Origin of the sequence: Streptomyces sp. NPDC096205, from assembly GCF_044763135.1 — a bacterium.
Classification (GTDB): domain Bacteria; phylum Actinomycetota; class Actinomycetes; order Streptomycetales; family Streptomycetaceae; genus Streptomyces.
Genome location: NZ_JBIWFS010000003.1, coordinates 41,437 through 67,752 on the forward strand (window position 1 = coordinate 41,437; position 26,316 = coordinate 67,752).

Below are 26,316 nucleotides of genomic sequence, written 5' to 3' on the forward strand. Positions count from 1 at the left end.
ACCTCCGGGGGCGCGGCGGGAAGTCGCCCTGCCCAACTCCCGCCGCCCACAAGAAGACACGCCACCCCGGCCCAGGGCCCGCTGTCCGGATCAGGCCGACTGCAAGGGCCAGGCAGATGTACGCGCCGCCCCGCGACGCCGGCAAGGTCCCGAAGACAGGCCCCGGCAGCCGCGCTCAGCCGTAACCCAGCGCGTGCAGCCGCTCGTCGTCGATCCCGAAGTGATGCGCGATCTCGTGCACCACCGTGATCTCCGTCTCCGCGACCACGTCCTCGCGGGACTCACAGATCCGCAGCGTCGGCCCCCGGTAGATCGTGATCCGGTCCGGCAGCACCCCCGCGTACCACTCACCGCGCTCCGTCAGCGGAGTCCCCTCGTACAGCCCGAGCAGCTCCGGGTCCTCCGTCGGCGGCTCGTCCTCGACGAACACCGCGACGTTGTCCATCAACCGCGTCAACTCCGGCGGAATCCGGTCCAGCGCCTCGGAGACCAGCTCCTCGAACTCCTCGCGCGTCATCTCCAGCACACCGCCATTGTCCGGTACGACACCCCCGTACACCCCTGTAGGGGACGCGGCGAAATCCCCGCATACGAGCCCGCAGCCTGGGGCATACGGCACCAATGGCCCGCGTCACCGCCCCGCCCCGCCCCACGCTCGACGACCGCCCCAACCCCTGGCTCCGCTCCCTCGGCCTCCTCACCGTCGTCCTCGTCGGAGCCTGGCTGGGCCTGCTGATCGTCGGCAACGTCCGCACCCCGGTCGGCCCCATGGACACGACGATGACGCTGCGCCCCTCCCTCACCGGCGGCACCAAGATCAACGTCTCCCCGCTCGGCGCCCTCCACCTCGACAGCCACACCGCCCCCGTGCGCCTCGACGTCAACGTCGACCAGCTCGACCCCGCCCGCGCCCAGGCCCTCGTCGACCACCCCGAGCGCCTCTCCGGCCTCCAGGACGAGGTCGCCCAGGACGTCGGCCGCGGCACCCTCGACCTCGCCGTCCGCTCCTGCGTCGCCGTCGTCTCCGGCGCCACCGCCCTCGGCCTCGCCGTCTACCGCCGCCCCCGCCGCGCCCTCACCGCAGGCGGCCTCGCCCTCGCCCTGCTCACCGCCTCCGGCATCACGGCGTACGCCACCTGGAACCCCAAGTCCGTCCTCGAACCCCGCTTCTCCGGCCTGCTGACCTCCGCCCCCTCCCTGGTCGGCAACGCACGCAGCATCGTCACCGAGTTCGACGTCTACCAGAAGGAACTCGCCCGCCTGGTCACCAACGTCACCAAGCTCTACGACGCCACGTCCACGCTCCCCGCCTACACCCCCGACCCCTCCACCATCCGCGTCCTGCACGTCTCGGACATCCACCTCAACCCCGCGAGCTGGAAGATCATCGCCTCGCTGGTGGAGCAGTACGACGTCGACGTCATCGTCGACTCCGGCGACACCATGGACCACGGCACGGCCGCGGAGAACGGCTTCCTGGACCCGATCGAGGACCTCGGCGCGCCCTACGTCTGGGTCCGCGGCAACCACGACTCCCGCGTGACCCAGCGCTACCTGAAGGGCCTGAAGAACGTCCACGTCCTCGACGACGGCCGGGCCACGACGATCGCGGGCCTGCGCTTCGCCGGCATCGGCGACCCCCAGTTCACCCCCGACCGCTCCCAGGAGCAGGAGACCTCCCAGGAACTGGCCGGTGCCCGCCTGGCGACGGCCCTGCGCGACCAGCGCGCGGCGGGGACACCGGTGGACGTGGCCGTGGCCCACGAGCCCTCGGCGGCCCGCGAGACGGACGGCGAGGTCCCGCTGGTCCTGTCCGGCCACCTCCACCACCAGGAGATGGAGGTCCTGAAGTACGGCACACGCCTGCGCATCGAGGGCTCCACCGGAGGCAGCGGCCTGCGCGCGATCGAAGGCGAACACCCCGACCCGATCGAGACCTCGATCCTCTACTTCGACCGCGGAACCCGCCGCCTCCAGGCCTGGGACGAGATCCGCCTGGGCGGCCTCGGCCTCACGACGGCCGAGGTCAGCCGCCACCTGCCGGAGGAGAACACCCCCGGCGCGTCCTCGGCCTCCCCGACGCCTCCCACGACTCCCTCCACGACCTCCCCGTAAACCGTTTTGGCGATACCTCCCGCCATCCCATATGCTTCTCACGTCCCCGACGCGCTGAGAAGCGCCCAGGCGGGCCGATAGCCCTCATCGTCTAGCGGCCTAGGACGCCGCCCTTTCAAGGCGGTAGCACGGGTTCGAATCCCGTTGGGGGCACGCAGTACGGTGTGCGACACTTGAGCCTGTCGCTCGCACACAAAAGCAAGGTCCTGTGGAGCAGTTTGGAGTGCTCGCCACCCTGTCAAGGTGGAGGCCGCGGGTTCAAATCCCGTCAGGACCGCTGAGGTTTCCTCGGAAGCCTCGTGGCTGGGTAGCTCAGTTGGTACGAGCGATCGCCTGAAAAGCGATAGGTCGCCGGTTCGACCCCGGCCCCAGCCACAAGAACGAAAACCCCCTCCGGGCAAACCGGAGGGGGTTTTCGTCGCTCACAGGGACTGGGAGGCCGTCTGGTCCTCGCGGCCCGTCCACCTGGACCCCGGCCCTCGGCACTTCGTGGGCAGCGGCAGCGAGGACTACGTCGAAGGCCGCCCGCGCAGCGGGAGCCGCAGGCGCCGGGCGGCTGACGGACAGGGGTCGGGTGGCTGACGGACAGGGGGCGGAGCAAAAGCGTTCGCCAGGAATTTGGCGGGGATGAGATCCTGGATCGCGTATGTCTACGCAGCCTGCCTCCGCCCTCGGCTCCCTCGCCGCCCGTCTGACCGAGTTGTCGCTGCGCGATGCGCACCGGCTCGGGCGGAGGCTGGAGGGTGCCCGCAAGATCCGTAAGCCGGAGGCCCGGGCCGCCGTGCTCGAGGAGATCGAGGCGGAGGTCGCCCGGGCCGAGGAGCGGATGGCCGGGCGGCGCCTGAAGGTGCCGGCGATCACCTATCCCGAGCAGCTTCCCGTCAGCCAGAAGAAGGACGCGATCGCGGACGCCATCCGCGATCACCAGGTCGTCATCGTGGCCGGTGAGACCGGGTCCGGGAAGACCACGCAGATCCCGAAGATCTGTATGGAGCTCGGTCGGGGTGTGCGCGGGATGATCGGGCACACCCAGCCGCGGCGTATCGCGGCGCGCACGGTCGCGGAGCGCGTCGCGGAGGAGCTGCGGACCCCGCTCGGGGAGGCCGTCGGCTGGAAGGTGCGGTTCACCGACCAGGTGAACCCGGACGCCACCTTCGTGAAGCTGATGACGGACGGCATCCTGCTCGCCGAGATCCAGACGGACCGCGAGCTGCGGGCGTACGACACGATCATCATCGACGAGGCCCACGAGCGGTCCCTCAACATCGACTTCCTGCTGGGCTATCTCGCCCAGCTGCTGCCGAAGCGGCCCGACCTCAAGGTCGTCATCACCTCCGCGACGATCGATCCCGAGCGGTTCTCCCGGCACTTCGGGGACGCGCCGATCATCGAGGTCAGCGGGCGGACGTATCCCGTGGAGGTCCGCTACCGGCCGCTGCTGGAGGAGGACGCCGAGGACGCCGACCGCGATCAGATCACGGCCATCACGGACGCGGTCGAGGAGCTGATGGGCGAGGGGAAGGGCGACATCCTCGTCTTCCTCTCCGGTGAGCGGGAGATCCGGGACACCGCTGACGCCCTGAACAAGAAGCAGTACCGGTTCACCGAGGTCCTCCCTCTCTACGCCCGGCTGTCGCACGCCGAGCAGCACCGGGTGTTCCAGCCGCACACGGGGCGCAGGATCGTTCTGGCGACGAACGTGGCGGAGACGTCCCTGACGGTCCCCGGCATCAAGTACGTCATCGACCCCGGCTTCGCTCGTATCTCCCGCTACAGCCACCGCACCAAGGTGCAGCGGCTGCCGATCGAGCCGATCTCGCAGGCCAGCGCCAACCAGCGCAAGGGCCGCTGCGGCCGGACCAGCGACGGTGTCTGCATCCGGCTGTACAGCGAGGAGGACTTCCTCGCGCGGCCGGAGTTCACGGACGCGGAGATCCTGCGGACGAACTTGGCGTCCGTCATCCTGCAGATGACCGCGGCGGGGCTCGGTGACATCGAGAAGTTCCCGTTCATCGACCCGCCGGACCACCGCAACATCCGTGACGGCGTGCAGCTGCTGCAGGAGCTGGGCGCGCTGGACCCGGTGCAGAAGGACCCCCGCAAGCGGCTGACGGACACCGGCCGCAAGCTGGCCCAGCTGCCGGTGGACCCGCGGCTGGCCCGGATGGTGCTGGAGGCCGACAAGAACGGCTGTGTCCGCGAGGTCATGGTCATAGCCGCCGCACTGTCCATCCAGGACCCGCGGGAGCGGCCGGCCGAGAAGCAGACGCAGGCCGACCAGCAGCACGCCCGCTTCAAGGACGAGACCAGCGACTTCCTGGCGTATCTGAACCTGTGGCGGTACGTGCGTGAGCAGCAGAAGGAGCGCGGCTCCAGCTCGTTCCGGCGTATGTGCAAGCAGGAGTACCTGAACTTCCTGCGCATTCGCGAATGGCAGGACATCTACAGCCAGCTGCGCACGGTCGCCAAGCAGATGGGCATCCACCTCAGCGAGGACGACGCCCCCGCCGACCGCGTCCATGTCTCCCTCCTCGCCGGTCTGCTGTCGCACATCGGCATGAAGGACGTGAAGGACGGCAACAAGAACGAGTACCTGGGCGCCCGCAACGCCAAGTTCGCGATCTTCCCGGGCTCGGCACTGTTCAAGAAGCAGCCGCGTTTCGTGATGTCGGCCGAGCTGGTGGAGACCTCCCGCCTGTGGGCGCGGGTCAACGCGAAGATCGAGCCGGAGTGGGTGGAGCCGCTCGCCGGGCATCTGATCAAGCGCACGTACTCGGAGCCGCACTGGGAGAAGGACCAGGCGGCGGTGATGGCGTACGAGAAGGTCACGCTGTACGGCGTGCCGATCGTCGCCCAGCGGAAGATCAACTACGGGCGGGTCGACCCGGAGGTCTCGCGCGAGCTGTTCATCCGTAACGCGCTGGTCGAGGGCGACTGGCGTACGCACCACAAGTTCTTCGCCGACAACCGCAAACTCCTCAGCGAGGTCGAGGAGTTGGAGCACCGGGCGCGGCGCCGGGACATCGTGGTCGACGACGAGACGCTGTTCGACTTCTACGACCAGCGGGTGCCCGAACACGTGGTGTCCGGGGCGCACTTCGACTCGTGGTGGAAGCACAAGCGGCACGAGCAGCCGGACTTCCTGGACTTCGAGCGGGAGATGCTGATCCGCGAGTCGGCGGAGGCGGTCACGAAGGCCGACTATCCGGACTCCTGGCGGCAGGGCCAGCTGAAGTTCCGGGTGACGTACCAGTTCGAGCCGGGTGCGGACGCGGACGGTGTGACGGTCCACATCCCGCTCCAGGTGCTCAACCAGGTCACGGACGAGGGCTTCGACTGGCAGATCCCGGGCTTGCGGGAGGAAGTGGTCACGGAGCTCATCCGGTCGCTGCCCAAGCCGATCCGCCGCAATTACGTGCCGGCGCCGAACTTCGCCAAGCGGTTCCTCGACACGGCGGTCCCGCTGCAGGAGCCGCTGACGGTCACCATGGCGCGTGAGCTCAAGCGGATGGTCGGCGTGCCCTTCGAGGCGGACGACTTCGACTGGGCGAAGGTGCCGGACCATCTGCGCATCACCTTCCGGATCGTCGACGAGCGCCGCCGCAAGCTCGCGGAGGACAAGGACCTGGAGGCGCTCAAGCTCCGGCTGAAGCCGAAGGCGCGCAAGGCGCTGTCGCAGGCGGCCGCGGCGACGGCCTCCCGTGAGGGCGGGGAGTCGCTGGAGCGCAGGGGCCTCACGGACTGGTCGATCGGCTCGCTGAGCCGGGTCTTCGAGACGCGCCGGGCGGGGCAGCCGGTGAAGGCGTACCCGGCGCTGGTGGACGACGGCGACACGGTCTCCGTGCGGCTCTTCGACACCGAGGCCGAGCAGGCCGAGGCGATGTGGAAGGGCACGCGGCGGCTGATCCTGCGCAACATCCCGGTCAATCCCGCGAAGTTCGCGAGCGATCGCCTGACGAACGCGCAGAAGCTCGCGCTGTCGGCGAATCCGCACGGTTCGGTGCAGGCGCTGTTCGACGACTGCGCGATGGCGGCGGCGGACAAGCTGATCGGCGACTTCGGCGGGCCGGCGTGGGACGAGGAGTCGTACCGGAAGCTGTACGACAAGGTGCGGGCGGAGATCGTCGACACGACGGTGCGTACGGTCGGACAGGTGCAGCAGGTGCTGGCGGCCTGGCAGGCCTGTGAGCGGCGTCTGAAGGCCGTACGGAGCCCTGCGCTGCTGCCGAACCTGGCGGATGTCCGGGCGCAGTTGGACGCCCTGGTGAGGCCGGGGTTCGTGACGGAGGCGGGGATCGCGCGGCTGCCGCATCTGATGCGGTATCTGGTGGCGGCGGACCGGCGGCTCCAGCAGATGCCCACGGGGGTCCAGCGGGACACGACCCGTATGGAGAAGGTCCATGACATGCAGGACGAGTACGCGTGGCTGCTGGAGCAGTTGCCGAAGGGGCGGCCCGTGCCGGCCTCCGTCCTGGAGATCCGCTGGATGATCGAGGAGCTGCGGGTGAGCTACTTCGCGCACGCGCTGGGCACGGCCTACCCCGTCTCCGACAAGCGGATCGTGAAGGCGATCGACGCCGCCGCCCCGTAACCGCACCCGCACTGAGGGTGAGTTCGACCGGCGGGCTCACCCTCCTGTACAGTCCTTCTCGCAGCGCAACGCAGAAACGCGAAACGCCGCGAAACCTGGTCCTGTGGAGCAGTTTGGAGTGCTCGCCACCCTGTCAAGGTGGAGGCCGCGGGTTCAAATCCCGTCAGGACCGCAGTGAGAGTAGGGCCCGCACCCGCAAGGGATCGCGGGCCTTACTCATGCTCACAGCAAACCCCGCCAGGACCGATCGAGGCCCGCATCCGATACCGGATGCGGGCCTCAGTCGTGTTTGCCTCGACAAGGGCCGCCCGGTCCGACAAGGCTTCCCCAGCCCCCTGGCGACCCTCCAAAGGCCCCACAGCCGCCTTGACGGCGTCACATTCCCTCGGTACCCCGGAAGGCAGGGTCGTGGCGGGACGGGGGCTGGAGGGGGCGTATGGCGGCTTCGGTCAGGCATGAGACGCGGGCGTTGCTGCGGGCGCATCTGGCGGCGGCGTCGTCGTACCGGCATCTGACGCGGCACTGCCCGGTGTGTCATCGGTTGCTGCGGCAGGCCATGGATTCCGCACCGAGGGGTACTGAGGTCCCCGAGGGAGACATGGAGGGCGAGGAACCCTCCGGCTCGTGACCTTCGCCGGCCTCAACAGCCGTACAGGGATGGGACTCTGGAACCTGCGCCTCCACTAGCGCAGAGGTGCCGGAGGCAACAAGTACCGCGCCATGTGACGGGAGTCACCGGACGAGTTTCCGAAACAGTGGTTCTTACCCCACTCCTACAACTGGTCAATTTAATATGTGCAATTGCACCAGTCTTCAGGGGTCGCACCCAGGCCATGCACAGCCCTCCCCCACCCCGCCGCCGGACACTCTCCGTAGGCGCGAAGGGCACAAAAAAATCGCGCTGGACCCGGCGGAGTCCAGCGCGATCAACGACACACGGGCCCTGTTGGGGCAGGTCCCACGTCGTGTGGAGCTATGGGTCGGGCGTCATGGCCAGGTTGGGGGTCCGGCCGGTTTGCCCGGTTATGGAGTTGTTCAGGCCTCGCTGCGCTGCTGCGGGATGCCCGCGAGCAGAGCGCGGACCTCGGCCTCGCGGTAGCGCCGATGCCCGCCGAGCGTGCGGATCGACGTGAGCTTGCCGGCCTTCGCCCACCGCGTGACCGTCTTGGGGTCGACGCGGAACATCGTGGCGACCTCAGCCGGGGTCAGCAGCGGCTCGGCATCAGGGGTGCGAGCGGTCATGAGCGGCCTCCTCGGGAGAACCGAACCTTCTCGGTTCTTTCCTCTAAATTCTGCACCTTGACCCGCGTTGCCCGAAATGGCGGACGCGAGTCGAGTCGGTTATAGGACGAACGGCTTGTCCTCGGCACTACAACTACACCATCTGTCCAGCCGCATCGGCCAAACCGATGGAATTGCCCTCCCAGGTGTTCATCAGCGACGGAAGCCGATGGACCATGCCATAGCGGACAGTCACGCGACTGTGACGATCAGTCACAGAGCGATCAGGAGTCACCGGACCCCCCTAAGCGTGCAATGCTGAGAAGAGCCCTCCCCGGGCTCCTTGTCCTATTTTGGCACGAGGAGGGGCAAGGGGCGCAAGGGCCGCGTACGTGCGGTCTGTCACGCTTGGGGTAAACGCCCGGATCGGGACCTACGTCCCGTCAACTTCTGGAAGTGCGGTCGACCGTACGCGGTGCACAGCCTTCAGGCCGTGACGCACGTCACTCGGAAGGTGTCGTTTCTGTTGCGGCGTCAGGTCCCCGGTCCGGGGGGCACGCTCAGTTCGCCGAGCGCAGGTCCCGCACCGAGCGCCAGCGCTCCACCAGCCGCCCGTACGCCTCCCCGGCCGCGACCCCGTCGCCCCGGCGCAGCGCCTCGATCCCCTCGGCCACGTCCGCGGCCGAGTGATCGCCCTCCAGGTCGCCCGCCGGCAGGACGTGCACCAGTCCGCCGTAGTCCAGCTCGACCAGCGAGCGGGGGTGGAACTCCTCCAGCCAGCGCCCGACGTCCACCAGGCCGTCGATCAGCGGGCCCTCGTCGATCGCGTCCCTCAGCGCCCGCAGGCCCCGCGCGACCCTGCGGCGGGCCTGCACCATCGGGGTGCGGTAGCGCAGCACGGGCGGCTCGTCGCCGGTGTCGCCCGAGCCCTTGGCGTACTCCCGCTCCTCGTCGGCGACGAGCACGAACCAGTTCAGCGGCACCTGCCAGGTCGCCGTACGGATCCAGGGCCGGGCGTCGGGGTTGCGGACCAGCCAGCGCTCGTAGTCCTTCGCGGCCTGATCACGCACGAGCGGCGGCAGTACGGCGTCCAGGACCGACGCGGGCAGCTCCTCGCCGAGATCACCGAGGGCCTGCCAGCCGCGCAGCCGGGTGCGCCAGGGGCAGACGTGGATGCCGCGCTCGTCCTGAAGGACGAAGGCGTCGCCGCTCTCGTGCACCGGCACCGCGACCGGCGGGGTGGGCAGCAAGTCGGCCAGGGAGCGCCGTAGTTCGTCCTGGTAGCCCGGACGGTCGGGGCGGCGGGCGTAGCGCGTCCAGTGGTCGCGTTCCGGCTCGGGGAAGGCGGCCAGCGGCTCGTACACACGCAAGTAGGCCGCGTACGGGACGATCACCGAGGACACCTTGGGCACGCCTGCTCCCTCCCCCGCCGCCTGCCGGGGAAACCTGCGGAACCCGCTCACAAAGAACGGGAAAACTATCCGAATCGTCCCACGGGGGTACTCCGTGTGTAGGTGATCCTGACCACGGCGAGGTGACGGACCCGAAGACGCTCTACTCTTCAGCCCAACGGGGCCCCGCCACCCGCACGGGACCCCCATCCCGACCGCCGCTACTTACCCAGGAGTCACCACAGTGACCGACGTAACCGGCGCACCTGCTGACGTACTGCACACCCTGTTCCACTCGGACCAGGGAGGCCACGAGCAGGTCGTGCTCTGCCAGGACCGCGCCAGCGGCCTCAAGGCCGTCATCGCCATCCACTCCACCGCCCTCGGCCCCGCCCTCGGCGGTACCCGCTTCTACCCGTACGCGAGCGAGCAGGACGCCGTCGCCGACGCGCTGAACCTCGCGCGCGGGATGTCGTACAAGAACGCCATGGCCGGGCTCGACCACGGCGGCGGCAAGGCCGTGATCATCGGCGACCCGGAGCAGATCAAGAGCGAGGAGCTGCTGCTGGCCTACGGCCGGTTCGTGGCCTCGCTCGGCGGGCGCTACGTCACCGCCTGCGACGTCGGCACCTATGTCGCCGACATGGACGTCGTGGCGCGCGAGTGCCGCTGGACGACCGGCCGGTCCCCGGAGAACGGCGGCGCCGGCGACTCCTCGGTGCTGACCGCGTTCGGCGTGTACCAGGGCATGCGGGCCTCGGCCCAGCACCTGTGGGGCGACCCGTCGCTGCGCGGCCGCAAGGTCGGCATCGCCGGCGTCGGCAAGGTCGGCCACCACCTGGTGGAGCACCTGCGCGCGGAGGGCGCCGAGGTCGTGATCACGGACGTGCGCGAGGACGCCGTGGGCCGCATCCTCGCGGCGCACCCGACGGGGGTGCGGGCCGTCGCCGACACCGCGACCCTGATCCGCGTCGAGGACCTCGACATCTACGCCCCCTGCGCGCTCGGCGGGGCCCTGAACGACGACACCGTGCCGGTGCTGACGGCGAAGATCGTCTGCGGCGCGGCCAACAACCAGCTCGCGCACCCGGGTGTGGAGAAGGACCTCGCGGACCGCGGGATCCTCTACGCGCCGGACTACGTGGTGAATGCCGGTGGCGTGATCCAGGTGGCCGACGAGCTGCACGGGTTCGACTTCGAGCGGTGCAAGGCGAAGGCGGCGAAGATCTTCGACACCACGCTGGCCATATTCGCACGTGCGAAGGCGGATGGGATTCCGCCGGCCGCCGCGGCCGACCGGATCGCCGAGCAGCGGATGCACGAGGCGGCCGCCGCGCGCGGACGCTGACGTTCCGGACAGCGTGGGCCAGGGGTTTGCGCGGTACCCGCCGGGGGTCGGTTGGAGAGAACTCTCACTTCTACCGGCGGGTCGTCCCTCGATAAGTGGTTAAAATCGCCGTTGACCAGCGAGGACGGGGCGCCTCGAAGGTCCTGTGCACACGCGCGTGCTGCGGGCGACGTACCGTATGGGCGCGGGCTCAGGTACCGTGGAAGCCCTACGGACCGGCACCTCTGCGGAGGCTCCGTTCCGGATCATGAACGCGTGTCAGACTCTGGGGCCGTCGAGCCCCGTCACCGAGGGGGTCGAGCCATGGGGCGCGGCCGGGCCAAGGCCAAGCAGACGAAGGTCGCCCGCCAGCTGAAGTACAACAGCGGTGGGACTGACCTCTCGCGTCTGGCCAGTGAACTGGGCGCATCGACTTCGAGCCAGCCGCCGAACGGCGAGCCGTTCGAGGACGATGAGGATGACGAGGACGATCTTTACTCTCGATACGCCGACCTCTATGAGGACGACGACGAGGATGAAGACGACGGACCCTCTTCTTCACAACACCGTCGCGGCGCTTGACCACGCATTGAGCACTCACCCGGTCGGTGGCACTGCCACCGACCGGGTTCTGTGCTGTCCGCAGGCCGGGCCCGCGGCTCAGACCGCGTAGTCCCCGACCAGCTCGGCGCCCGTGGTGTGCTCGCCGCGCTCGGTGATCTCGCCCGCGACCCAGGCGTCGACCCCGCGGTCGGCCAGCGTCGTCAGAGCCACGTCCACGGAGCTCTGCGGCACGATCGCGATCATGCCGACGCCCATGTTGAGGGTCTTCTCCAGCTCCAGGCGCTCGACGTCGCCGGTCCTGCCGACGAGGTCGAAGATCGCGCCCGGGGTCCAGGTGGAGCGGTCCACCGTGGCGTGCAGGGTGTCCGGGATCACGCGGGCCAGGTTGGCCGCGAGGCCGCCGCCGGTGACGTGGCTGAAGGCGTGGACCTCGGTGGTGCGCATGAGGGCCAGGCAGTCCAGCGAGTAGATCTTGGTGGGCTCCAGGAGCTCCTCGCCGAGGGTGCGGCCGAGCTCCTCGATGTGGGCGTCCAGGGCGAGACCGGCCTGCTTCAGCAGGACGTGCCGCACCAGGGAGTACCCGTTGGAGTGAAGGCCGGAGGACGCCATGGCGATCACCGCGTCACCCGTACGGATACGATCCGCGCCGAGCAGCCGGTCGGCCTCCACGACGCCCGTGCCGGCGCCCGCGACGTCGAAGTCGTCCGCGCCCAGCAGGCCCGGGTGCTCGGCCGTCTCGCCGCCCACCAGGGAGCAGCCGGCCAGGACACAGCCCTCGGCGATGCCCTTGACGATGGCGGCGACCCGCTCGGGGTGGACCTTGCCGACGCAGATGTAGTCGGTCATGAACAGCGGCTCGGCACCGCACACCACGATGTCGTCCATGACCATGGCGACCAGGTCGTGGCCGATGGTGTCGTAGACGCCCAGCTGGCGCGCGATGTCGACCTTCGTGCCGACGCCGTCGGTGGCGGAGGCGAGCAGCGGGCGCTCGAAGCGCTTGAGGGCGGAGGCGTCGAAGAGGCCGGCGAAACCGCCGAGGCCGCCGAGGCCCGCGACCTCCGGGCGCTGCGTCTTCTTCACCCACTCCTTCATCAGCTCGACCGCGCGGTCGCCCGCCTCGATGTCGACGCCCGCGCTCGCATAGCTGGCACCAGTTGTCTCAGACATGTGTGGTGAGAACTTTCGTGTCGTACTACGGGGGCTTACGGGCGACGGATCGCGTCGGCCGCGGCCGTGGCGGCCGGGCCCGCGGCCAGCTCGGTCTCCAGCAGCTGCTTGCCGAGCAGCTCCGGGTCCGGCAGCTCCATCGGGTACTCGCCGTCGAAGCAGGCGCGGCACAGGTTCGGCTTGGCGATGGTGGTCGCCTCGATCATGCCGTCGAGGGAGATGTAGGCCAGGGAGTCGGCGCCCAGGGAGGTGCCGATCTCGTCGATGGTCATGCCGTTGGCGATGAGCTCGGCGCGGGTGGCGAAGTCGATGCCGAAGAAGCAGGGCCACTTCACGGGCGGCGAGGAGATCCGGATGTGGACCTCGGCGGCGCCCGCCTCGCGCAGCATGCGGACCAGGGCCCGCTGGGTGTTGCCGCGCACGATGGAGTCGTCGACGACGACCAGGCGCTTGCCCTTGATGACTTCCTTCAGCGGGTTCAGCTTCAGACGGATGCCGAGCTGGCGGATCGTCTGGGAGGGCTGGATGAAGGTGCGGCCGACATAGGCGTTCTTCACCAGGCCCGCGCCGAAGGGGATGCCGCTGGCCTCGGCGTAACCGATGGCGGCCGGGGTGCCCGACTCCGGGGTCGCTATGACCAGGTCGGCCTCGACGGGCGCTTCCTTCGCCAGGCGGCGGCCCATCTCCACGCGGGAGAGGTAGACGTTGCGGCCGGCGATGTCCGTGTCCGGGCGGGCCAGGTACACGTACTCGAAGACACAGCCCTTGGGCTTCGCTTCCGCGAAGCGGGAGCTGCGCAGGCCGTTCTCGTCGATCGCGATGAACTCGCCCGGCTCTATCTCGCGCACGTAGCTGGCGCCGCAGATGTCCAGGGCGGCGGACTCGGAGGCGACGACCCAGCCGCGCTCCAGGCGGCCGAGGACCAGCGGGCGGATGCCCTGCGGGTCGCGGCCGGCGTAGAGGGTGTGCTCGTCCATGAAGACGAGCGAGAACGCGCCGCGCACCTTCGGGAGGACCTGGTGGGCCGCCTCCTCGATGGTCAGCGGCTTGCCGTCCTCGTCGACCTGGGCCGCGAGGAGCGCGGTGAGCAGGTCGGTGTCGTTGGTGGCAGCCACGCGGGTCGAGCGGCTGTTGTTGTCGTTCGGGAGGGCGGCGACCATCTCGGCCAGCTGGGCCGTGTTGACGAGGTTGCCGTTGTGGCCGAGCGCGATCGAGCCGTGCGCGGTGGCACGGAACGTCGGCTGGGCGTTCTCCCAGACAGAGGCGCCGGTGGTCGAGTAGCGGGCGTGTCCGACCGCGATATGACCCTGGAGCGAACCGAGAGAGGTCTCGTCGAAGACCTGGGACACGAGGCCCATGTCCTTGAAGACGAGGATCTGGGAGCCGTTGCTGACCGCGATTCCCGCGGATTCCTGGCCCCGATGCTGGAGGGCGTAGAGCCCGAAGTACGTGAGCTTTGCGACCTCTTCACCCGGAGCCCAGACACCGAAGACGCCACAAGCGTCCTGGGGGCCTTTCTCGCCGGGAAGCAGATCGTGATTGAGTCGACCGTCACCACGTGGCACGCCTTCGAGTGTAGGCGAGATCGACCACTGGTCCGAATTGGGGATACCCGTCGGTAATCGATCACCCGGCGGCGACAGCCGTCAAGGTTTCGCCGTTTTGGCTGGTCAGCGTAAGGGTGCGGTCGTCGATGCGGTAGTCGACGGTGCCGTCCAGGACCCGTTCGAGGCTTCGCTCCGTATTCATGAGTGAGGCTTCGCACATCATTCGGGTCGTGGCGAGCGAGCCCAGCGTGATACGGCCGTCGCGGACCGTCGCCTCGGCGTTCACGCGGTTGCAGCCCAGGCTTCCCGAGAGGGTTCCCTTCGCGGTGTCGAAGACCAGGTGGGCGCGGCCGTCGGAGGCGGGGTCGGTGATCTGCCACTTCGTGCCGGACAGCGTGGCCGGCTTCTGCTCGGTGAGGCGGACGCGGTCGCCGTCGGCGGTGGTCAGGGTGAGGTCGTCGCCGTTCACCCGGGCGGTGAGGCTGCCGTCGGTGAGGGTCTTCGCGAGGGTCTCCTCGAAGTGCAGGTCGTCGCAGGCCATCTCGGTGGCGCCGAGCTGCCGGAAGGCGACGCGGTCGCCGTCCAGGGCGGCGTCGGAGCTGAAGCCGTTGCAGCCGAGGTTGCCCTCGGCCCTGCCGTCGGCGCCGATGCGCAGATGGGCGGTGGCCGGGGCCTTGCTGGTGCGGCCGTCGACGGTGACGTCGGTGACGGCCCAGCGCACCCCGGTGACGGTCGGCCCGGCGCCGACGGCGTCACCGCCGGCCTTCTCGGTGCCGCAGGCGGCCAGGAGCGGGAGCAGGGTGAGGGCCGCGAGGGTCAGTCGCTGCTTGTCCATGCCGGTGGGACGGGGAGCCCGCCGAATCGGTTCCCCGTCGGCCGGCTCACCCCAGCAGCGGCAGCAGCCCGCTGAGGTCGGCCCGCTCCCCGCTCGCGCTGACCTGCGCCGCCTCCAGCGCGTCCGCCCAGGTCAGGCGGCCGGTGGCGAGCCGGATCCAGGTCAGCGGGTCGGTCTCGACGACGTTCGGCGGGGTGCCGCGGGTGTGCCGGGGCCCCTCCACGCACTGCACCACGGCGTACGGCGGGACGCGCACCTCGGTCGCGCCGCCGGGCGCCTTCGCGGCGAGCGCGTCGGCCAGCAGCCGGGTGCAGGCGGCCAGGGCCTGCTTGTCGTACGGCACGTCCAGGCCGGGCACGGCGGCGTTCAGGTCGTCGGTGTGGACGACGAGTTCGACGGTCCGGGTGACCAGGAAGTCGGTGAGGGTCATGCCGCCGGCCCGGATGTCGAGGACGCGGGATTCCGGGGCCTCGACCTCGGCGAGGCGGGCGGTGAGCTCGTCCTCGGTGCGGGCGAACAGCGCGTCGAGGTCGGGGGTCGCGGCGGCGAGCTGCCGGGTGCCGTCGGCGATGGCCTCGGCGAACGGGGCCGTCACGGACGGGTAGTCGAGCAGCGCGATGTCCGCCTTCGCGGGCTCCTCGCGCTCCAGCGCGCGGCTGACCGCGGCGACGGTCATGGTGAGGTGTGCGCCTAGATCCCGTACGGTCCACCCGTCCAGCCGTGTGGGCAGCGCGAGTTGATCGGGCGTCAGGGTGCTCACGGCCTGGCGTACGTGCCCGAACTGGGCGAACACCGCGGCGCGGATCCGGGCGGGGTCATAGGAACGGGTGCGCTTCTTGGCCGGCATGGGGCGAGCCTATGCCGGGCCGGAACGCGAGGGGCCCCGCCCGTCGGGAAACGGGCGGGGCCTTCACCGTCGTACGGGCGTCGCCTACTTGAGCAGCGCCGGGATGGTGTTCTCGTGGGCCTCGCGGAGTTCGGCCAGGGTGAGGGTGAACTCGCCCTGGACGTCCACCGTGTCGCCGTCGACGACGCCGATGCGGGTGACGGGGAGGCCCCGGGCGCCGCACATGTCGTTGAAGCGGACCTCCTCCGAGCGCGGGACGGCCACGATCGCGCGGCCGGCCGACTCGGACAGCAGGAAGGTGAAGGCGTCCAGGCCGTCGGGGACGATCAGGCGGGCGCCCTTCTCGCCGAGCAGCGCCGACTCGACCACGGCCTGGATCAGACCGCCGTCGGACAGGTCGTGCGCGGAGTCGATCATGCCGTCGCGGGAGGCGGAGATCAGGATCTCGGCGAGCAGCCGCTCGCGCTCCAGGTCCACCTTGGGCGGCAGACCGCCGAGGTGGTCGTGGACGACCTGGGACCAGGCCGAGCCGCCGAACTCCTCGCGGGTGTCGCCGAGCAGGTAGAGGAGCTGGCCCTCCTCCTGGAAGGCGACCGGGGTGCGGCGGGCCACGTCGTCGATCACGCCGAGGACGGCGACGACCGGCGTCGGGTGGATGGCGACCTCGCCGGTCTGGTTGTACAGCGAGACGTTGCCGCCGGTCACCGGCGTGCCGAGCTGCTGGCAGGCGTCCGCCAGACCGCGCACGGCCTCCGCGAACTGCCACATGACCGCCGGGTCCTCGGGCGAACCGAAGTTGAGGCAGTCGGAGACGGCGAGGGGCTTGGCGCCGGTCGTCGCCACGTTGCGGTACGCCTCCGCCAGCGCCAGCTGCGCGCCCGTGTACGGGTCGAGCTTGGCGTAGCGGCCGTTGCCGTCCGTGGCGATGGCGACGCCGAGGCCGGTCTCCTCGTCGATGCGGATCATGCCGGAGTCCTCGGGCTGGGCGAGGACGGTGTTGCCCTGCACGAAGTGGTCGTACTGGGACGTGATCCACTTCTTGGAGGCCTGGTTCGGGGAGGCGACCAGCTTCAGCACCTGGTCGCGCAGTTCCTCCGAAGTCGCCGGGCGCGGCAGCTTGTTCGCGTCGTCCGCCTGGAGCTCGTCCTGCCAGGACGGGCGGGCGTACGGGCGCTCGTAGGTCGGGCCCTCGTGGGCGACCGTGCGCGGGTCGACGTCGACGATCTTCTCGCCGTGCCAGAAGATCTCCAGCCGGTCGCCGTCGGTGACCTCACCGATGACGGTGGCGATGACGTCCCACTTCTCGCAGATCGCGAGGAAGCGGTCGACCTTCTCCGGCTCCACCACCGCGCACATGCGCTCCTGCGACTCGCTCATGAGGATCTCCTCAGGAGTGAGCGTGGAGTCGCGCAGGGGGACGTCGTCCAGCTCGACGCGCATGCCGCCGGAGCCGTTGGAGGCGAGCTCGCTGGTGGCGCAGGAGATGCCGGCCGCGCCCAGGTCCTGGATGCCGACGACCAGCTTCTCCTTGAACGCCTCCAGGGTGCACTCGATGAGGAGCTTCTCCTGGAAGGGGTCGCCGACCTGCACGGCGGGACGCTTCGAGGGCTTCGCGTCGTCGAAGGTCTCGGAGGCGAGGATGGAGGCGCCGCCGATGCCGTCGCCGCCCGTCCGGGCGCCGTACATGATGACCTTGTTGCCCGCGCCGGACGCCTTCGCGAGGTGGATGTCCTCGTGCCGCATGACGCCGATGGCACCGGCGTTGACCAGCGGGTTGCCCTGGTAGCAGGCGTCGAAGACGACCTCGCCGCCGATGTTGGGCAGGCCCAGGCAGTTGCCGTAGCCGCCGATGCCGGCGACGACGCCCGGCAGGACGCGCTTGGTGTCGGGGTGGTCGGCCGCACCGAAGCGCAGCGGGTCGACGACCGCGACCGGGCGGGCGCCCATCGCGATGATGTCGCGCACGATGCCGCCGACGCCGGTGGCCGCGCCCTGGTAGGGCTCGACGTACGACGGGTGGTTGTGCGACTCGACCTTGAAGGTGACCGCGTAGCCCTGGCCGACGTCGACGACACCTGCGTTCTCGCCGATGCCCACGAGCATGGCGTCGGACTCGGGGGCCTTCTCGCCGAACTGGCGGAGGTGGACCTTGGAGGACTTGTACGAGCAGTGCTCGGACCACATGACCGAGTACATGGCGAGCTCGGCACCGGTGGGCCGGCGGCCGAGGATCTCGACCACGCGCTCGTACTCGTCCTTCTTCAGGCCCAGTTCGGCCCAGGGCAGCTCGACGTCGGGGGTCGCGGCCGCGTGCTCGACCGTGTCCAGAGGCGTCCGGCTCATGCGTTGACCAGCTTCTTGAGGATCGAGGTGAAGAAGGGGAGGCCGTCGGTGCGGCCGGTGCCGATGAGCGGCTCCGTGGCGTGCTCCGGGTGCGGCATCAGGCCCACGACGTTGCCGGCCTCGTTGGTGATGCCGGCGATGTCCCGCAGGGAACCGTTGGGGTTGAAGTCGAGGTACCGGAACACGACCCGGCCCTCGGCCTCGAGCATGTCGAGGGTGCGCTCGTCGGCGACGTACCGCCCGTCCATGTTCTTCAGCGGGATGTGGATCTCCTGGCCGGCCGTGTAGTCGACGGTCCAGGCCGTGTTCGCGTTCTCCACCCGCAGCTTCTGGTCGCGGCAGATGAAGTGCAGGTGGTCGTTGCCGAGCATGCCGCCGGGCAGCAGGTGGGCCTCGGTGAGGATCTGGAAGCCGTTGCAGATGCCGAGGACCGGCATACCCGCCTTCGCCTGCTCGATCACGGTCTCCATCACCGGCGAGAAGCGGGAGATGGCGCCGGCGCGCAGATAGTCGCCGTAGGAGAAACCGCCGGGCAGGACGACCGCGTCGACCTGGTGCAGGTTCTTGTCCTTGTGCCAGAGGGCAACCGGTTCGGCGCCCGCGAGGCGGATCGCGCGCTGGGTGTCCCGGTCGTCGAGACTTCCCGGAAAAGTGACGACGCCGATACGAGCGGTCACTTCGCGGCCTCCGCGACTTCCTCGACCTTGACGGTGAAGTCCTCGATCACGGTGTTGGCGAGGAAGGATTCCGCAAGATCGTGGATGCGGGCGAGCGCGGCCTCGTCGACCGGCCCGTCAACTTCCAGTTCGAAACGCTTTCCCTGACGGACGTCCGAGATGCCTTCGAAACCCAGCCGCGGCAGTGCGCGCTGCACCGCCTGGCCCTGGGGGTCGAGGATCTCCGGCTTGAGCATGACGTCGACTACGACGCGTGCCACTGGCACTCCCGGTGTGTGGTGCTGAGCAGGTTCCTTCAGACTACCCGCACAAAATTTCTACGCGAGTAGAGTCGTAGGAACCTACGTGACCGTCATCACGATCAGGCATCGAAGGGGCGCTTCCGGGGAAATTCCCGGGAAAGATCGCCGATCGGCCTGCGAAACCTATTGCGTCCGGACACGCGGGGAGATTTAGTCGGGCTTCACTTTGCAATGCCGGGCACTGTACAAATGAATTGGCAATAGCCGACAAACTCGGCACGTCGATGCAGCTGAGCTGCATGAGGTGCCGTACGAAGGGACCGATATTCGTGGCGCAGAAGGTCGTGGTCACCCTCTTCGACGACATCGACGGCTCGGAAGCGGCGGAAACGATCGCCTTCGGACTCGACGGCAAGTCGTACGAGATCGACCTGAATGAAGCCAATGCCGAGAAACTGCGTGAGGCGCTCGCGCCCTACGTGGAGGCCGGCCGCAAGCGGTCGCGCTCGGGCCGGGCCTTCCGTCAGACGGAGGTCGCGCCCGACCCGGCGGCGGTCCGCGCCTGGGCCCAGGCGAACAAGATGGACGTCCCCGCGCGCGGACGCATCCCCAAGAAGGTCTACGAGGCGTTCGCCGCGGCCCAGTGAGCCGCGCGCAGGCCTCTCGGAGACGGCCACGGGGCACCCGCTCACCCGCCCCTCGGAGCAACGGACTTGCACAGCACCCCTGCTGATCAGCTAGAGTCTGGAGCACGCCACGGGGCGGGGCCGAAAAGCCCAGCTCACAGCGGCTTGCGGGTGTAGTTCAGTAGTAGAACATCCCCCTTCCAGGGGGAAGGCGCAGTGTGCGATTCCTGTCACCCGCTCTGCATCGCCGTCCCGACCACTGTTGTGGATCAGGTAGGCTGGTGCTCGCGCCGGTCGGTGAAAGCCGATCGGAGGCAATGCGGACGTAGCTCAGTTGGTAGAGCGCAACCTTGCCAAGGTTGAGGTCGCGAGTTCGAGCCTCGTCGTCCGCTCTTGAGAGAGACCCCGGTCCTTGTGACCGGGGTTTTTTCGTGTGCCGGGGAGTCTTTTCGGTGCCCTGGCGGCGGGTCTGACATTTGTCATGCCGAGCGATGACAGCGCGCACTGCCGCCGGCGTCCGTCCGCCGGGACGCTGAATCCATGAACACGACAGAGCACGTGATCGAGGTCACCGATCTACGGCGTGTGTACGGGGGCGGGTTCGAGGCGGTCCGCGGAATCTCGTTTCACGTGAAACAGGGCGAGATCTTCGCGCTGCTGGGCACCAACGGCGCGGGCAAGACGTCCACCGTCGAGCTGCTGGAGGGCCTGGCGCCGCCCAGCGGGGGCCGGGTGCGCGTCCTCGGCCACGATCCCCACGCCGAGCGGGCCGCCGTACGGCCCCGGATGGGCGTCATGCTCCAGGAGGGCGGGTTCCCGTCGGAGCTGACCGTCGCCGAGACCGCGCGGATGTGGGCCGGCTGCGTCAGCGGGGCGCGGGCGCCGGGTGAGGTGCTGGAGCGGGTCGGGCTCGCCCGGCGGACCGGCGTACGGGTCAAGCAGCTGTCGGGCGGGGAGCGCAGGCGTCTCGACCTGGCGCTGGCGCTGCTGGGCGATCCGGAGGTGCTGTTCCTCGACGAGCCGACGACCGGGCTCGACGCGGAGGGACGGCAGGAGACCTGGGAACTGGTGCGGGAGCTACAGGGCCGCGGCACGACCGTGCTGCTCACCACGCACTACCTGGAGGAGGCCGAGGATCTCGCCGGGCGGCTGGCGATCCTGCACCACGGGCGGATCGCCGCCGCGGGCACACCGGCCGAGGTGACGGACGCCCAGCCCTCCCACATCTCCTTCCGGCTGCCCGAGGGCTACTTCCTCGGGGATCTGCCGCCGCTGGGCGAGCTGGGGGTGAGCGGGCACAGCGTGGACGGCGGTGTCGTACGGCTGCGCACGCGCGAGCTGCAGCGGGCCGCGACGCGGCTGCTGGTGTGGGCCGAGGGGGCCGGTGTCGAGCTGCACGGGCTGGATGTGCGGGCGGCGTCGCTGGAGGAGGCGTTCCTGGGCATCGCCCGGGAGGCCGAGCGTGCGGAGCGTGTGGAGGTGCCGGCATGACCACGGTCGCGGGGCGGGTCGCGGCGCTCGGGCGGGCCGAGCTGACGCTGTTCGGGCGGAGCCGGGGCATGCTCATCGGGGCGCTGGTGGTGCCGCTGGTGCTGCCGTTCAGCGTGCGGTCCGTGGTCGAGGACATGGACCTGGCGGAGAACGGGCTCAGCGTGGGTCTTGTGCTGCTGCCGGGGGCCGTGGGGTTCTCGCTGCTGTTCGCGGTGTACTCGGCGCTCGTCGGGGTGTTCGTGGGGCGGCGCGAGGAACTGGTGCTGAAGCGGCTGCGGACCGGGGAGCTGCGGGACGCGGAGATCCTGGCCGGGGCGTCGCTGCCGGCCGTCGTCACCGGGCTGGTGCAGTCTGTGGTGCTGGTCGTGGGCTGTACGGCGCTGCTGGACGTGCCGGCGCCGAAGGCGGCCCCGCTCGCCGTGCTGGGGCTGCTGCTGGGGCTGGCGCTGTGTGCGGCCCTCGCCGCGGTGACCGCGAGCTTCACCCGGACGGTGGAGAGCGCTCAGGCCACCGCGCTGCCGCTGGTGATGGTGTCGATGATCGGCTCGGGGATCATGGTCCCGCTGGAGCTGGCCCCGGACCGGGTGGCCTCCGTGTTCGAGCTGCTTCCGCTCACCGGGGCGATCACGCTGGTGCGGGGCGGCTGGACCGGGGAGCTGTCCGCCGCCGAGGCACTGGGCGCGGCGGCGACCGCGCTGGCCTGGACGCTGGCCGCGGTGTTTGCTGTACGGCGGTGGTTCCGGTGGGAACCGCGCCGCTGAAGGGACTTACGGGGGTCGTATGCGCGGGGCGGGGGGCTGGTGGCGGGCGAAGAGCACACCGGCGAAGGTCGAGACGTACACGCGGTGGTCGTTCCACTTCTTCGGGGTGATCGAGGTGCTGGCGATCGGCACCTCGGCGCTCGGGGAGGCGGGGGCCGGGGTCGGGCTCTGGCTGCTGCTGGTGGTGTCCGTGCACGCGGTGATCGGGGCGGTGACCGCGTCCCGGGCGCTGGACTGGACGCGCGGGCAGCGGGAGCAGCCGGTGCGGCTGCTGTGGGCGCTCGCCGCCGTGACGGCCGTGATCGCGGTCGGGGCGATCGGGCTCGCCGAGCGCGGGCCCGGCGGCGAGGAGGTCGAGTCGGCGGCGGGTGCGGTCTTCGGGGGCGTCCTGGCCTTCGGGGCGGGCACCATCGCGCTCGGGGTGCGCGACCGCAAGCGGGTGTTCGGGATCGTCGGCGGCTTCGCGGCGGGCGCCTCGACGGTCTCCTGGCCCATCGGGCTCCCCGGTCCGGCCGCGCTGTTCACCGGGTTCATGGTGCTGCTCGGCGGCGGGTTCCTCGCCTTCACCTCCATCTTCTCCGTCTGGCTGCTGAACGCCGTCTACGAGCTCGACGCCGCCCGCGAGACCCGCGCCCGGCTCGCCGTCGCCGAGGAGCGGCTGCGCTTCGGGCGGGACCTGCATGACGTGATGGGGCGGAACCTGGCGGTGATCGCCCTCAAGAGCGAGCTGGCCGTGCAGTTGGCGCGGCGCGAGCGGCCCGAGGCCGTGGAGCAGATGATCGAGGTGCAGCGGATCGCGCAGGAGTCGCAGCGCGAGGTGCGCGATGTCGTACGCGGCTACCGGGAGGCCGACCTCGGGGCCGAACTCGCCGGGGCGCGCGGGGTGCTGACGGCCGCGGGCATCACGTGCGAGATGGCCGAGGAGCCCTTGGCGTTGCCCGCCGAGGTGCAGTCGGCGCTCGGGTGGGTGGTCCGCGAGGCCACGACGAACGTGCTGCGGCACGGGGACGCGGGGCGGTGTGCCGTGGGGTTGCGGATGGCCGAGGGGCGGGTGGTGCTGACGGTGGAGAACGACGGGGCGGGTACGGCGTCGCAGGGGGCCGGCTCCGGACTGGCGGGGCTGCGGGAGCGGCTGGCCGCGGTGGACGGGACGCTCGAGGCGGGTCATGTCGGCGACGGCTTGTTCCGGGTGGTGGCGGAGGTGCCGGTGACGGCGCAGGTGCAGATGAGTGAGGTGGCGGCCGTATGACCGTGCGGGTGCTGCTCGCCGACGACGAGCACCTCATCCGGGGGGCGCTGGCCGCGCTGCTGGCGCTGGAGGACGACCTGGTGATCGTCGCGGAGGCCGCCACCGGGCCGGAGGCGCTGGCCATGGCTCGGGCTCACCGGCCCGATGTCGCCGTGCTGGACCTCCAGATGCCGGGGGCGGACGGTGTGAAGGTGGCCACATCCCTGCGCGCGGAACTGCCGGAGTGCCGGGCGCTGATCGTGACCAGCCACGGCCGGCCCGGGCATCTGAAGCGGGCGCTGGCGGCGGGGGTGCGCGGGTTCGTGCCGAAGACCGTCAGCGCGCAGCGGCTCGCCGAGATCATCCGCACGGTCCATGCCGGAAACCGCTATGTGGACCCCGAGTTGGCGGCCGACGCGATCGCCGCCGGGGACTCGCCGCTGACCGCGCGGGAGGCCGAGGTGCTGGAGCTGGCGGCCGACGGGGCGCCCGTCGCGGAGATCGCCGAGCGGGCCGCACTGTCCCAGGGGACCGTGCGCAACTACCTCTCCTCGGCCGTCACGAAGCTCGGTGCGGAGAACCGTCATGCGGCAGTGCGTCTCGCGCGCGAGCGAGGTTGGGTATAGTTGCTCTCGCGCCACGGCGCATGCGGACGTAGCTCAGTTGGTAGAGCGCAACCTTGCCAAGGTTGAGGTCGCGAGTTCGAGCCTCGTCGTCCGCTCCAGAAAAACCCCCGGTTTCCGCCGGGGGTTTCTTCGTGTCTGGGCCCTGGCTGCGCACCGGGCCGTGGGCCCCTGGTTTCCCAGGAGCCCCCTCTGCCACAGGGGTTACGCCCAGCGCGTGCCCGTCAGACGCTCGTACGCCTCGATGTACTTGGCGCGGGTCGCCTCGACGACCTGCTCCGGCAGCGGCGGCGGGGGCTGCTCGCTCTTGCGGTCCCAGCCCGACTCCGCCGAGGTCAGCCAGTCGCGCACGAACTGCTTGTCGTACGACGGCTGCGCGCGGCCCGGCTGCCACTGGTCGGCCGGCCAGAACCGGGAGGAGTCGGGGGTGAGGACCTCGTCGGCGATGACGAGGGTGTCGCCCTCGAAGCCGAACTCGAACTTGGTGTCCGCGAGGATGATGCCCCGCTCACGGGCGATGTCGCGGGCGCGGCCGTAGACCGCGAGGGTCGTCTGGCGCAGCAGGGCGGCGGTGTCGGCGCCGACCTGGCGGGCGACCTCCTCGTAGGAGACGTTCTCGTCGTGCTCGCCGACGGCGGCCTTGGTGGCCGGGGTGAAGATCGGGGCGGGCAGCTCGGAGCCGTCGGTCAGGCCCTCGGGCAGGGCGAGGCCGCAGACCGTACGGGAGTCGTTGTACTCGACCAGGCCGGAGCCGGTGAGGTAGCCGCGGGCCACGCACTCCACGGGGACCATCCGCAGCGACTTGCAGACCAGGGTGCGGCCGGCCCAGTCGGCGGGGGCGCCCTCGGGCAGCTCGGTGCTGATCACATGGTTGGGGGCGAGGTCGCGCAGCTGGTCGAACCACCACAGGGACAGCTGCGTGAGGACGCGGCCCTTGTCGGGGATCTCGGTCGGCAGCACCCAGTCGTAGGCGGACATGCGGTCGCTGGCGACCATCACGAGGTCGCCCGCCTCGTTCCGGTACAGGTCGCGCACCTTGCCGGTGTGCACATGCACCAGGCCCGGAACCTGGATCGGTTCGGGCTTTTCGACGAATCCGGACACGGTTCCTCCCCGTGGTTCTGTCCAAGTGGCTCGATTGTCCCGTATCGGGGAGCGGGTCGTGGACACGGGGTCGCGCGGGGGCCGGGCCGGCAGGCCGTGATCAGTCGCGTTTGCAGATGCGGTCCAGGAGATTGGCGGTGGCGCGCTGGATCCGGGCGTCGACGTGGCCCGGGCGATCCAGGGACGGGGACCAGGCGAACGTCCCGGAAGCGAAGACCCAGGCGCCGGAGGGCGCGCGGTACAGGGAGGTCTCCTGGTGCCGCAGGACGCCTGCGCTGTCGGTGTACGGGGAGTGGGCGAGCAGGATGCGTTCCTCGTGCTCGGGCAGCGGGACGCGTGGGAAGTAGCGGTCCGCCTCCCCCGCGACCAGGCCTTCGATCGGGTCGCCCTCGTGCGCGCCGGTCGCCTCCCACAGCCAGTGGCCGGCGTTGCGGACGATCAGGGGGTGCGGTTCGGGGACCCGGCCGGCGTACTGGATGCCCACCAACTGCTGCTCGGGGCGGTCGATTTCGCGCCACAGCACCGGCCTGCCCGGGCCCTTGCGTTTGCGGCAGGTCAGCAGGCGGTCGGGCACTCCGGACGGGGAGGGGCCCAACTCGACCTGCCAGTACAGCGTGTTGGCCGACAGGAAGACGAGCGAGGTGCCGCTGTCGCGGGCCTGCTCGATCGTGCGGCGCATCGGGATCGACCAGTACTCGTCGTGGCCGGGGAAGACCAGGCCCCGGTAGCGGGTGGGGTCGACGCGGCCGGCGTGCAGATCGCGGGCTTCGGCGTAGGCGAGGTCGTAGCCGTAGCGCTCGGCCCAGCGGATGAAGTCGTAGGCGTGGCCGACGTGCAGGGGCAGGCCCGCACCGGCGTAGGGACGGTCGAAGGAGACCGTCGTGGCCGCGTCGGCCTCCCCCAGCAGCCGGCCGTCCGCGTCCCAGGCGTGGTAGAGGCTGGCGCCGGTGCGGCCGTCCTCCGGGTAGAGGTTGTACGCCTGCCAGGTGATGTCGGGCAGGAGCAGCAGCAGGTCGGCCGGGTGGTCGTCGCGGACGGTGAAGGGGATGTGGGAGCGGTAGCCGTCGGCGGTGGTCAGGACGGCGACGTACGCGCCGTTGCTCCAGTACGACGGGACCTGAAGGCGCCAGGACAGCCACCAGTGGTGGCAGGAGACGGTGCGTTCGGCGGTCAGCGGCGGAGGCTGGACGATGCCGGACAGGCGCGGGCTGGTGGTGATCTTGGCCGCGCCGTCGCCGCCGTAGTGGCCGATGCGGTAGATGTCGACGCCGAACTCCTGGGGCGGGTCGACGGTGATGTGGAAGTCGAGGGCCTCGCCGGGGGCGACCGCGCCGGCGGAGGTGAAGCCCTTGATCTGCCGGTGGACGTCGTCGGCGGAGCGCGGGGCGCCGGACGGGGCGGGGACGTTGCGCGGGGGCGGGACACGCGGGGTGCCTTCGCGAGGCGTCTGGCCCGGCGCCTGGTCGACGTACCAGGGGACGACATGGCCGGTGTCGTCGAAGTAGGTCTCGCTGCCGCGCAGCCAGGGGACGGGGCCCTGGCCGAAGGGGTCCGTCACCGCGTGGGCGAGTGCCCCCGACTCCCAGCGGCGGATGTGCTCCGATCCCATGGTG

Annotated in this window: 22 protein-coding genes and 7 tRNA genes; 17 read left to right on the forward strand and 12 right to left on the reverse strand. The window is 70.3% G+C overall.

Translation table 11 applies throughout. The annotated features are described in order from the left end of the window. Positions 1-175: 175 nt before the first annotated feature. On the reverse strand, positions 176-526 hold the full coding sequence (locus ACIQ6Y_RS12540; protein WP_404036508.1) for a metallopeptidase family protein: 351 nt from the start codon (positions 524-526) through the stop codon (positions 176-178). Between the two features lie 95 nt (positions 527-621). On the opposite strand from ACIQ6Y_RS12540, the gene ACIQ6Y_RS12545 reads away from it, so the two are divergent. From ACIQ6Y_RS12545 to ACIQ6Y_RS12575, 7 genes are all read left to right on the forward strand, one after another. Continuing rightward, positions 622-2,115, forward strand: coding sequence for a metallophosphoesterase (locus ACIQ6Y_RS12545; protein ID WP_404036511.1), 1,494 nt, complete (start codon positions 622-624; stop codon positions 2,113-2,115). 80 nt (positions 2,116-2,195) lie between these two features. Then, a tRNA-Glu gene (locus ACIQ6Y_RS12550) sits at positions 2,196-2,268 on the forward strand. Between the two features lie 49 nt (positions 2,269-2,317). After that, positions 2,318-2,392, forward strand: a tRNA-Asp gene (locus tag ACIQ6Y_RS12555). Between the two features lie 24 nt (positions 2,393-2,416). Then, positions 2,417-2,490: transfer RNA gene (locus ACIQ6Y_RS12560), tRNA-Phe, on the forward strand. Positions 2,491-2,761: 271 nt separating this feature from the next. Next, positions 2,762-6,706, forward strand: a complete 3,945-nt coding sequence (gene hrpA / locus ACIQ6Y_RS12565) for an ATP-dependent RNA helicase HrpA (protein WP_404036513.1) — start codon at positions 2,762-2,764, stop codon at positions 6,704-6,706. Between the two features lie 97 nt (positions 6,707-6,803). After that, positions 6,804-6,878: transfer RNA gene (locus ACIQ6Y_RS12570), tRNA-Asp, on the forward strand. 264 nt (positions 6,879-7,142) lie between these two features. After that, positions 7,143-7,334, forward strand: coding sequence for a DUF6274 family protein (locus tag ACIQ6Y_RS12575; RefSeq protein WP_404036516.1), 192 nt, complete (start codon positions 7,143-7,145; stop codon positions 7,332-7,334). Positions 7,335-7,741: 407 nt separating this feature from the next. On the opposite strand, the gene bldC is transcribed toward ACIQ6Y_RS12575, so the two are convergent. Continuing rightward, complete coding sequence (gene bldC, locus ACIQ6Y_RS12580; RefSeq protein ID WP_003949541.1) at positions 7,742-7,948, reverse strand: developmental transcriptional regulator BldC; 207 nt, start codon at positions 7,946-7,948, stop codon at positions 7,742-7,744. A gap of 539 nt (positions 7,949-8,487) precedes the next feature. Further along, entirely contained in the window at positions 8,488-9,339 is an 852-nt protein-coding gene (locus ACIQ6Y_RS12585) for a hypothetical protein (RefSeq protein WP_404036519.1), read from the reverse strand. A gap of 223 nt (positions 9,340-9,562) precedes the next feature. Here ACIQ6Y_RS12585 and ACIQ6Y_RS12590 point away from each other — a divergent pair, with 223 nt between their 5' ends. Together ACIQ6Y_RS12590 and ACIQ6Y_RS12595 are read left to right on the forward strand one after the other, a co-directional pair. Further along, positions 9,563-10,666, forward strand: a complete 1,104-nt coding sequence (locus ACIQ6Y_RS12590) for a Leu/Phe/Val dehydrogenase (protein ID WP_404036522.1) — start codon at positions 9,563-9,565, stop codon at positions 10,664-10,666. A gap of 303 nt (positions 10,667-10,969) precedes the next feature. Continuing rightward, positions 10,970-11,227, forward strand: a complete 258-nt coding sequence (locus ACIQ6Y_RS12595) for a DUF3073 domain-containing protein (RefSeq protein ID WP_055624925.1) — start codon at positions 10,970-10,972, stop codon at positions 11,225-11,227. Between the two features lie 78 nt (positions 11,228-11,305). Here the strand turns inward: ACIQ6Y_RS12595 and purM are convergent, their stop codons facing one another. The 7 genes from purM to purS all read right to left on the reverse strand — a co-directional run bounded on the left by purM (position 11,306) and on the right by purS (position 18,888). After that, positions 11,306-12,379, reverse strand: coding sequence for a phosphoribosylformylglycinamidine cyclo-ligase (gene purM, locus ACIQ6Y_RS12600; protein WP_404036525.1), 1,074 nt, complete (start codon positions 12,377-12,379; stop codon positions 11,306-11,308). A gap of 35 nt (positions 12,380-12,414) precedes the next feature. Beyond that, entirely contained in the window at positions 12,415-13,944 is a 1,530-nt protein-coding gene (gene purF / locus ACIQ6Y_RS12605) for an amidophosphoribosyltransferase (RefSeq protein ID WP_404036527.1), read from the reverse strand. A 61-nt stretch (positions 13,945-14,005) separates the two neighbouring features. After that, positions 14,006-14,761: an META domain-containing protein gene (locus ACIQ6Y_RS12610; protein ID WP_404036530.1), complete on the reverse strand. Its 756-nt coding sequence runs from the start codon at positions 14,759-14,761 to the stop codon at positions 14,006-14,008. A gap of 46 nt (positions 14,762-14,807) precedes the next feature. Then, on the reverse strand, positions 14,808-15,608 hold the full coding sequence (locus ACIQ6Y_RS12615) for a sterol carrier family protein (protein WP_404036533.1): 801 nt from the start codon (positions 15,606-15,608) through the stop codon (positions 14,808-14,810). 84 nt (positions 15,609-15,692) lie between these two features. After that, positions 15,693-17,951, reverse strand: a complete 2,259-nt coding sequence (purL, locus tag ACIQ6Y_RS12620; RefSeq protein WP_404036536.1) for a phosphoribosylformylglycinamidine synthase subunit PurL — start codon at positions 17,949-17,951, stop codon at positions 15,693-15,695. After that, entirely contained in the window at positions 17,948-18,628 is a 681-nt protein-coding gene (purQ, locus tag ACIQ6Y_RS12625) for a phosphoribosylformylglycinamidine synthase subunit PurQ (RefSeq protein WP_404036539.1), read from the reverse strand. Before purQ ends, purL begins: the two co-directional genes overlap by 4 nt. Further along, a complete protein-coding gene (gene purS / locus ACIQ6Y_RS12630) occupies positions 18,625-18,888 on the reverse strand; it encodes a phosphoribosylformylglycinamidine synthase subunit PurS (protein ID WP_015659417.1) in 264 nt (87 codons plus the stop codon). The genes purQ and purS overlap by 4 nt, the downstream gene beginning before the upstream one ends. 311 nt (positions 18,889-19,199) lie before the next feature. Here purS and ACIQ6Y_RS12635 point away from each other — a divergent pair, with 311 nt between their 5' ends. The 8 genes from ACIQ6Y_RS12635 (at position 19,200) to ACIQ6Y_RS12670 (ending at position 23,700) form a co-directional block, all read left to right on the forward strand. Then, entirely contained in the window at positions 19,200-19,517 is a 318-nt protein-coding gene (locus tag ACIQ6Y_RS12635; RefSeq protein WP_386384663.1) for an Lsr2 family protein, read from the forward strand. Positions 19,518-19,663: 146 nt separating this feature from the next. After that, positions 19,664-19,735 (forward strand) — tRNA-Gly (locus tag ACIQ6Y_RS12640). An 80-nt stretch (positions 19,736-19,815) separates the two neighbouring features. Further along, positions 19,816-19,888, forward strand: a tRNA-Gly gene (locus ACIQ6Y_RS12645). Positions 19,889-20,036: 148 nt separating this feature from the next. Beyond that, a complete protein-coding gene (locus tag ACIQ6Y_RS12650) occupies positions 20,037-20,987 on the forward strand; it encodes an ABC transporter ATP-binding protein (RefSeq protein WP_404036542.1) in 951 nt (316 codons plus the stop codon). Beyond that, entirely contained in the window at positions 20,984-21,748 is a 765-nt protein-coding gene (locus ACIQ6Y_RS12655; protein WP_404036545.1) for an ABC transporter permease, read from the forward strand. The genes ACIQ6Y_RS12650 and ACIQ6Y_RS12655 overlap by 4 nt, the downstream gene beginning before the upstream one ends. A 19-nt stretch (positions 21,749-21,767) precedes the next feature. After that, on the forward strand, positions 21,768-22,997 hold the full coding sequence (locus ACIQ6Y_RS12660) for a sensor histidine kinase (protein WP_404036548.1): 1,230 nt from the start codon (positions 21,768-21,770) through the stop codon (positions 22,995-22,997). Next, entirely contained in the window at positions 22,994-23,602 is a 609-nt protein-coding gene (locus tag ACIQ6Y_RS12665) for a response regulator (RefSeq protein ID WP_404036551.1), read from the forward strand. Before ACIQ6Y_RS12660 ends, ACIQ6Y_RS12665 begins: the two co-directional genes overlap by 4 nt. Before the next feature lie 22 nt (positions 23,603-23,624). Then, positions 23,625-23,700 (forward strand) — tRNA-Gly (locus tag ACIQ6Y_RS12670). A 103-nt stretch (positions 23,701-23,803) separates the two neighbouring features. On the opposite strand, the gene ACIQ6Y_RS12675 is transcribed toward ACIQ6Y_RS12670, so the two are convergent. Both ACIQ6Y_RS12675 and ACIQ6Y_RS12680 read right to left on the reverse strand, forming a co-directional pair. Further along, positions 23,804-24,703, reverse strand: a complete 900-nt coding sequence (locus ACIQ6Y_RS12675) for a phosphoribosylaminoimidazolesuccinocarboxamide synthase (protein WP_404036554.1) — start codon at positions 24,701-24,703, stop codon at positions 23,804-23,806. A 100-nt stretch (positions 24,704-24,803) separates the two neighbouring features. Then, complete coding sequence (locus ACIQ6Y_RS12680) at positions 24,804-26,312, reverse strand: N,N-dimethylformamidase beta subunit family domain-containing protein (RefSeq protein WP_404036557.1); 1,509 nt, start codon at positions 26,310-26,312, stop codon at positions 24,804-24,806. Positions 26,313-26,316 lie beyond the last annotated feature (4 nt).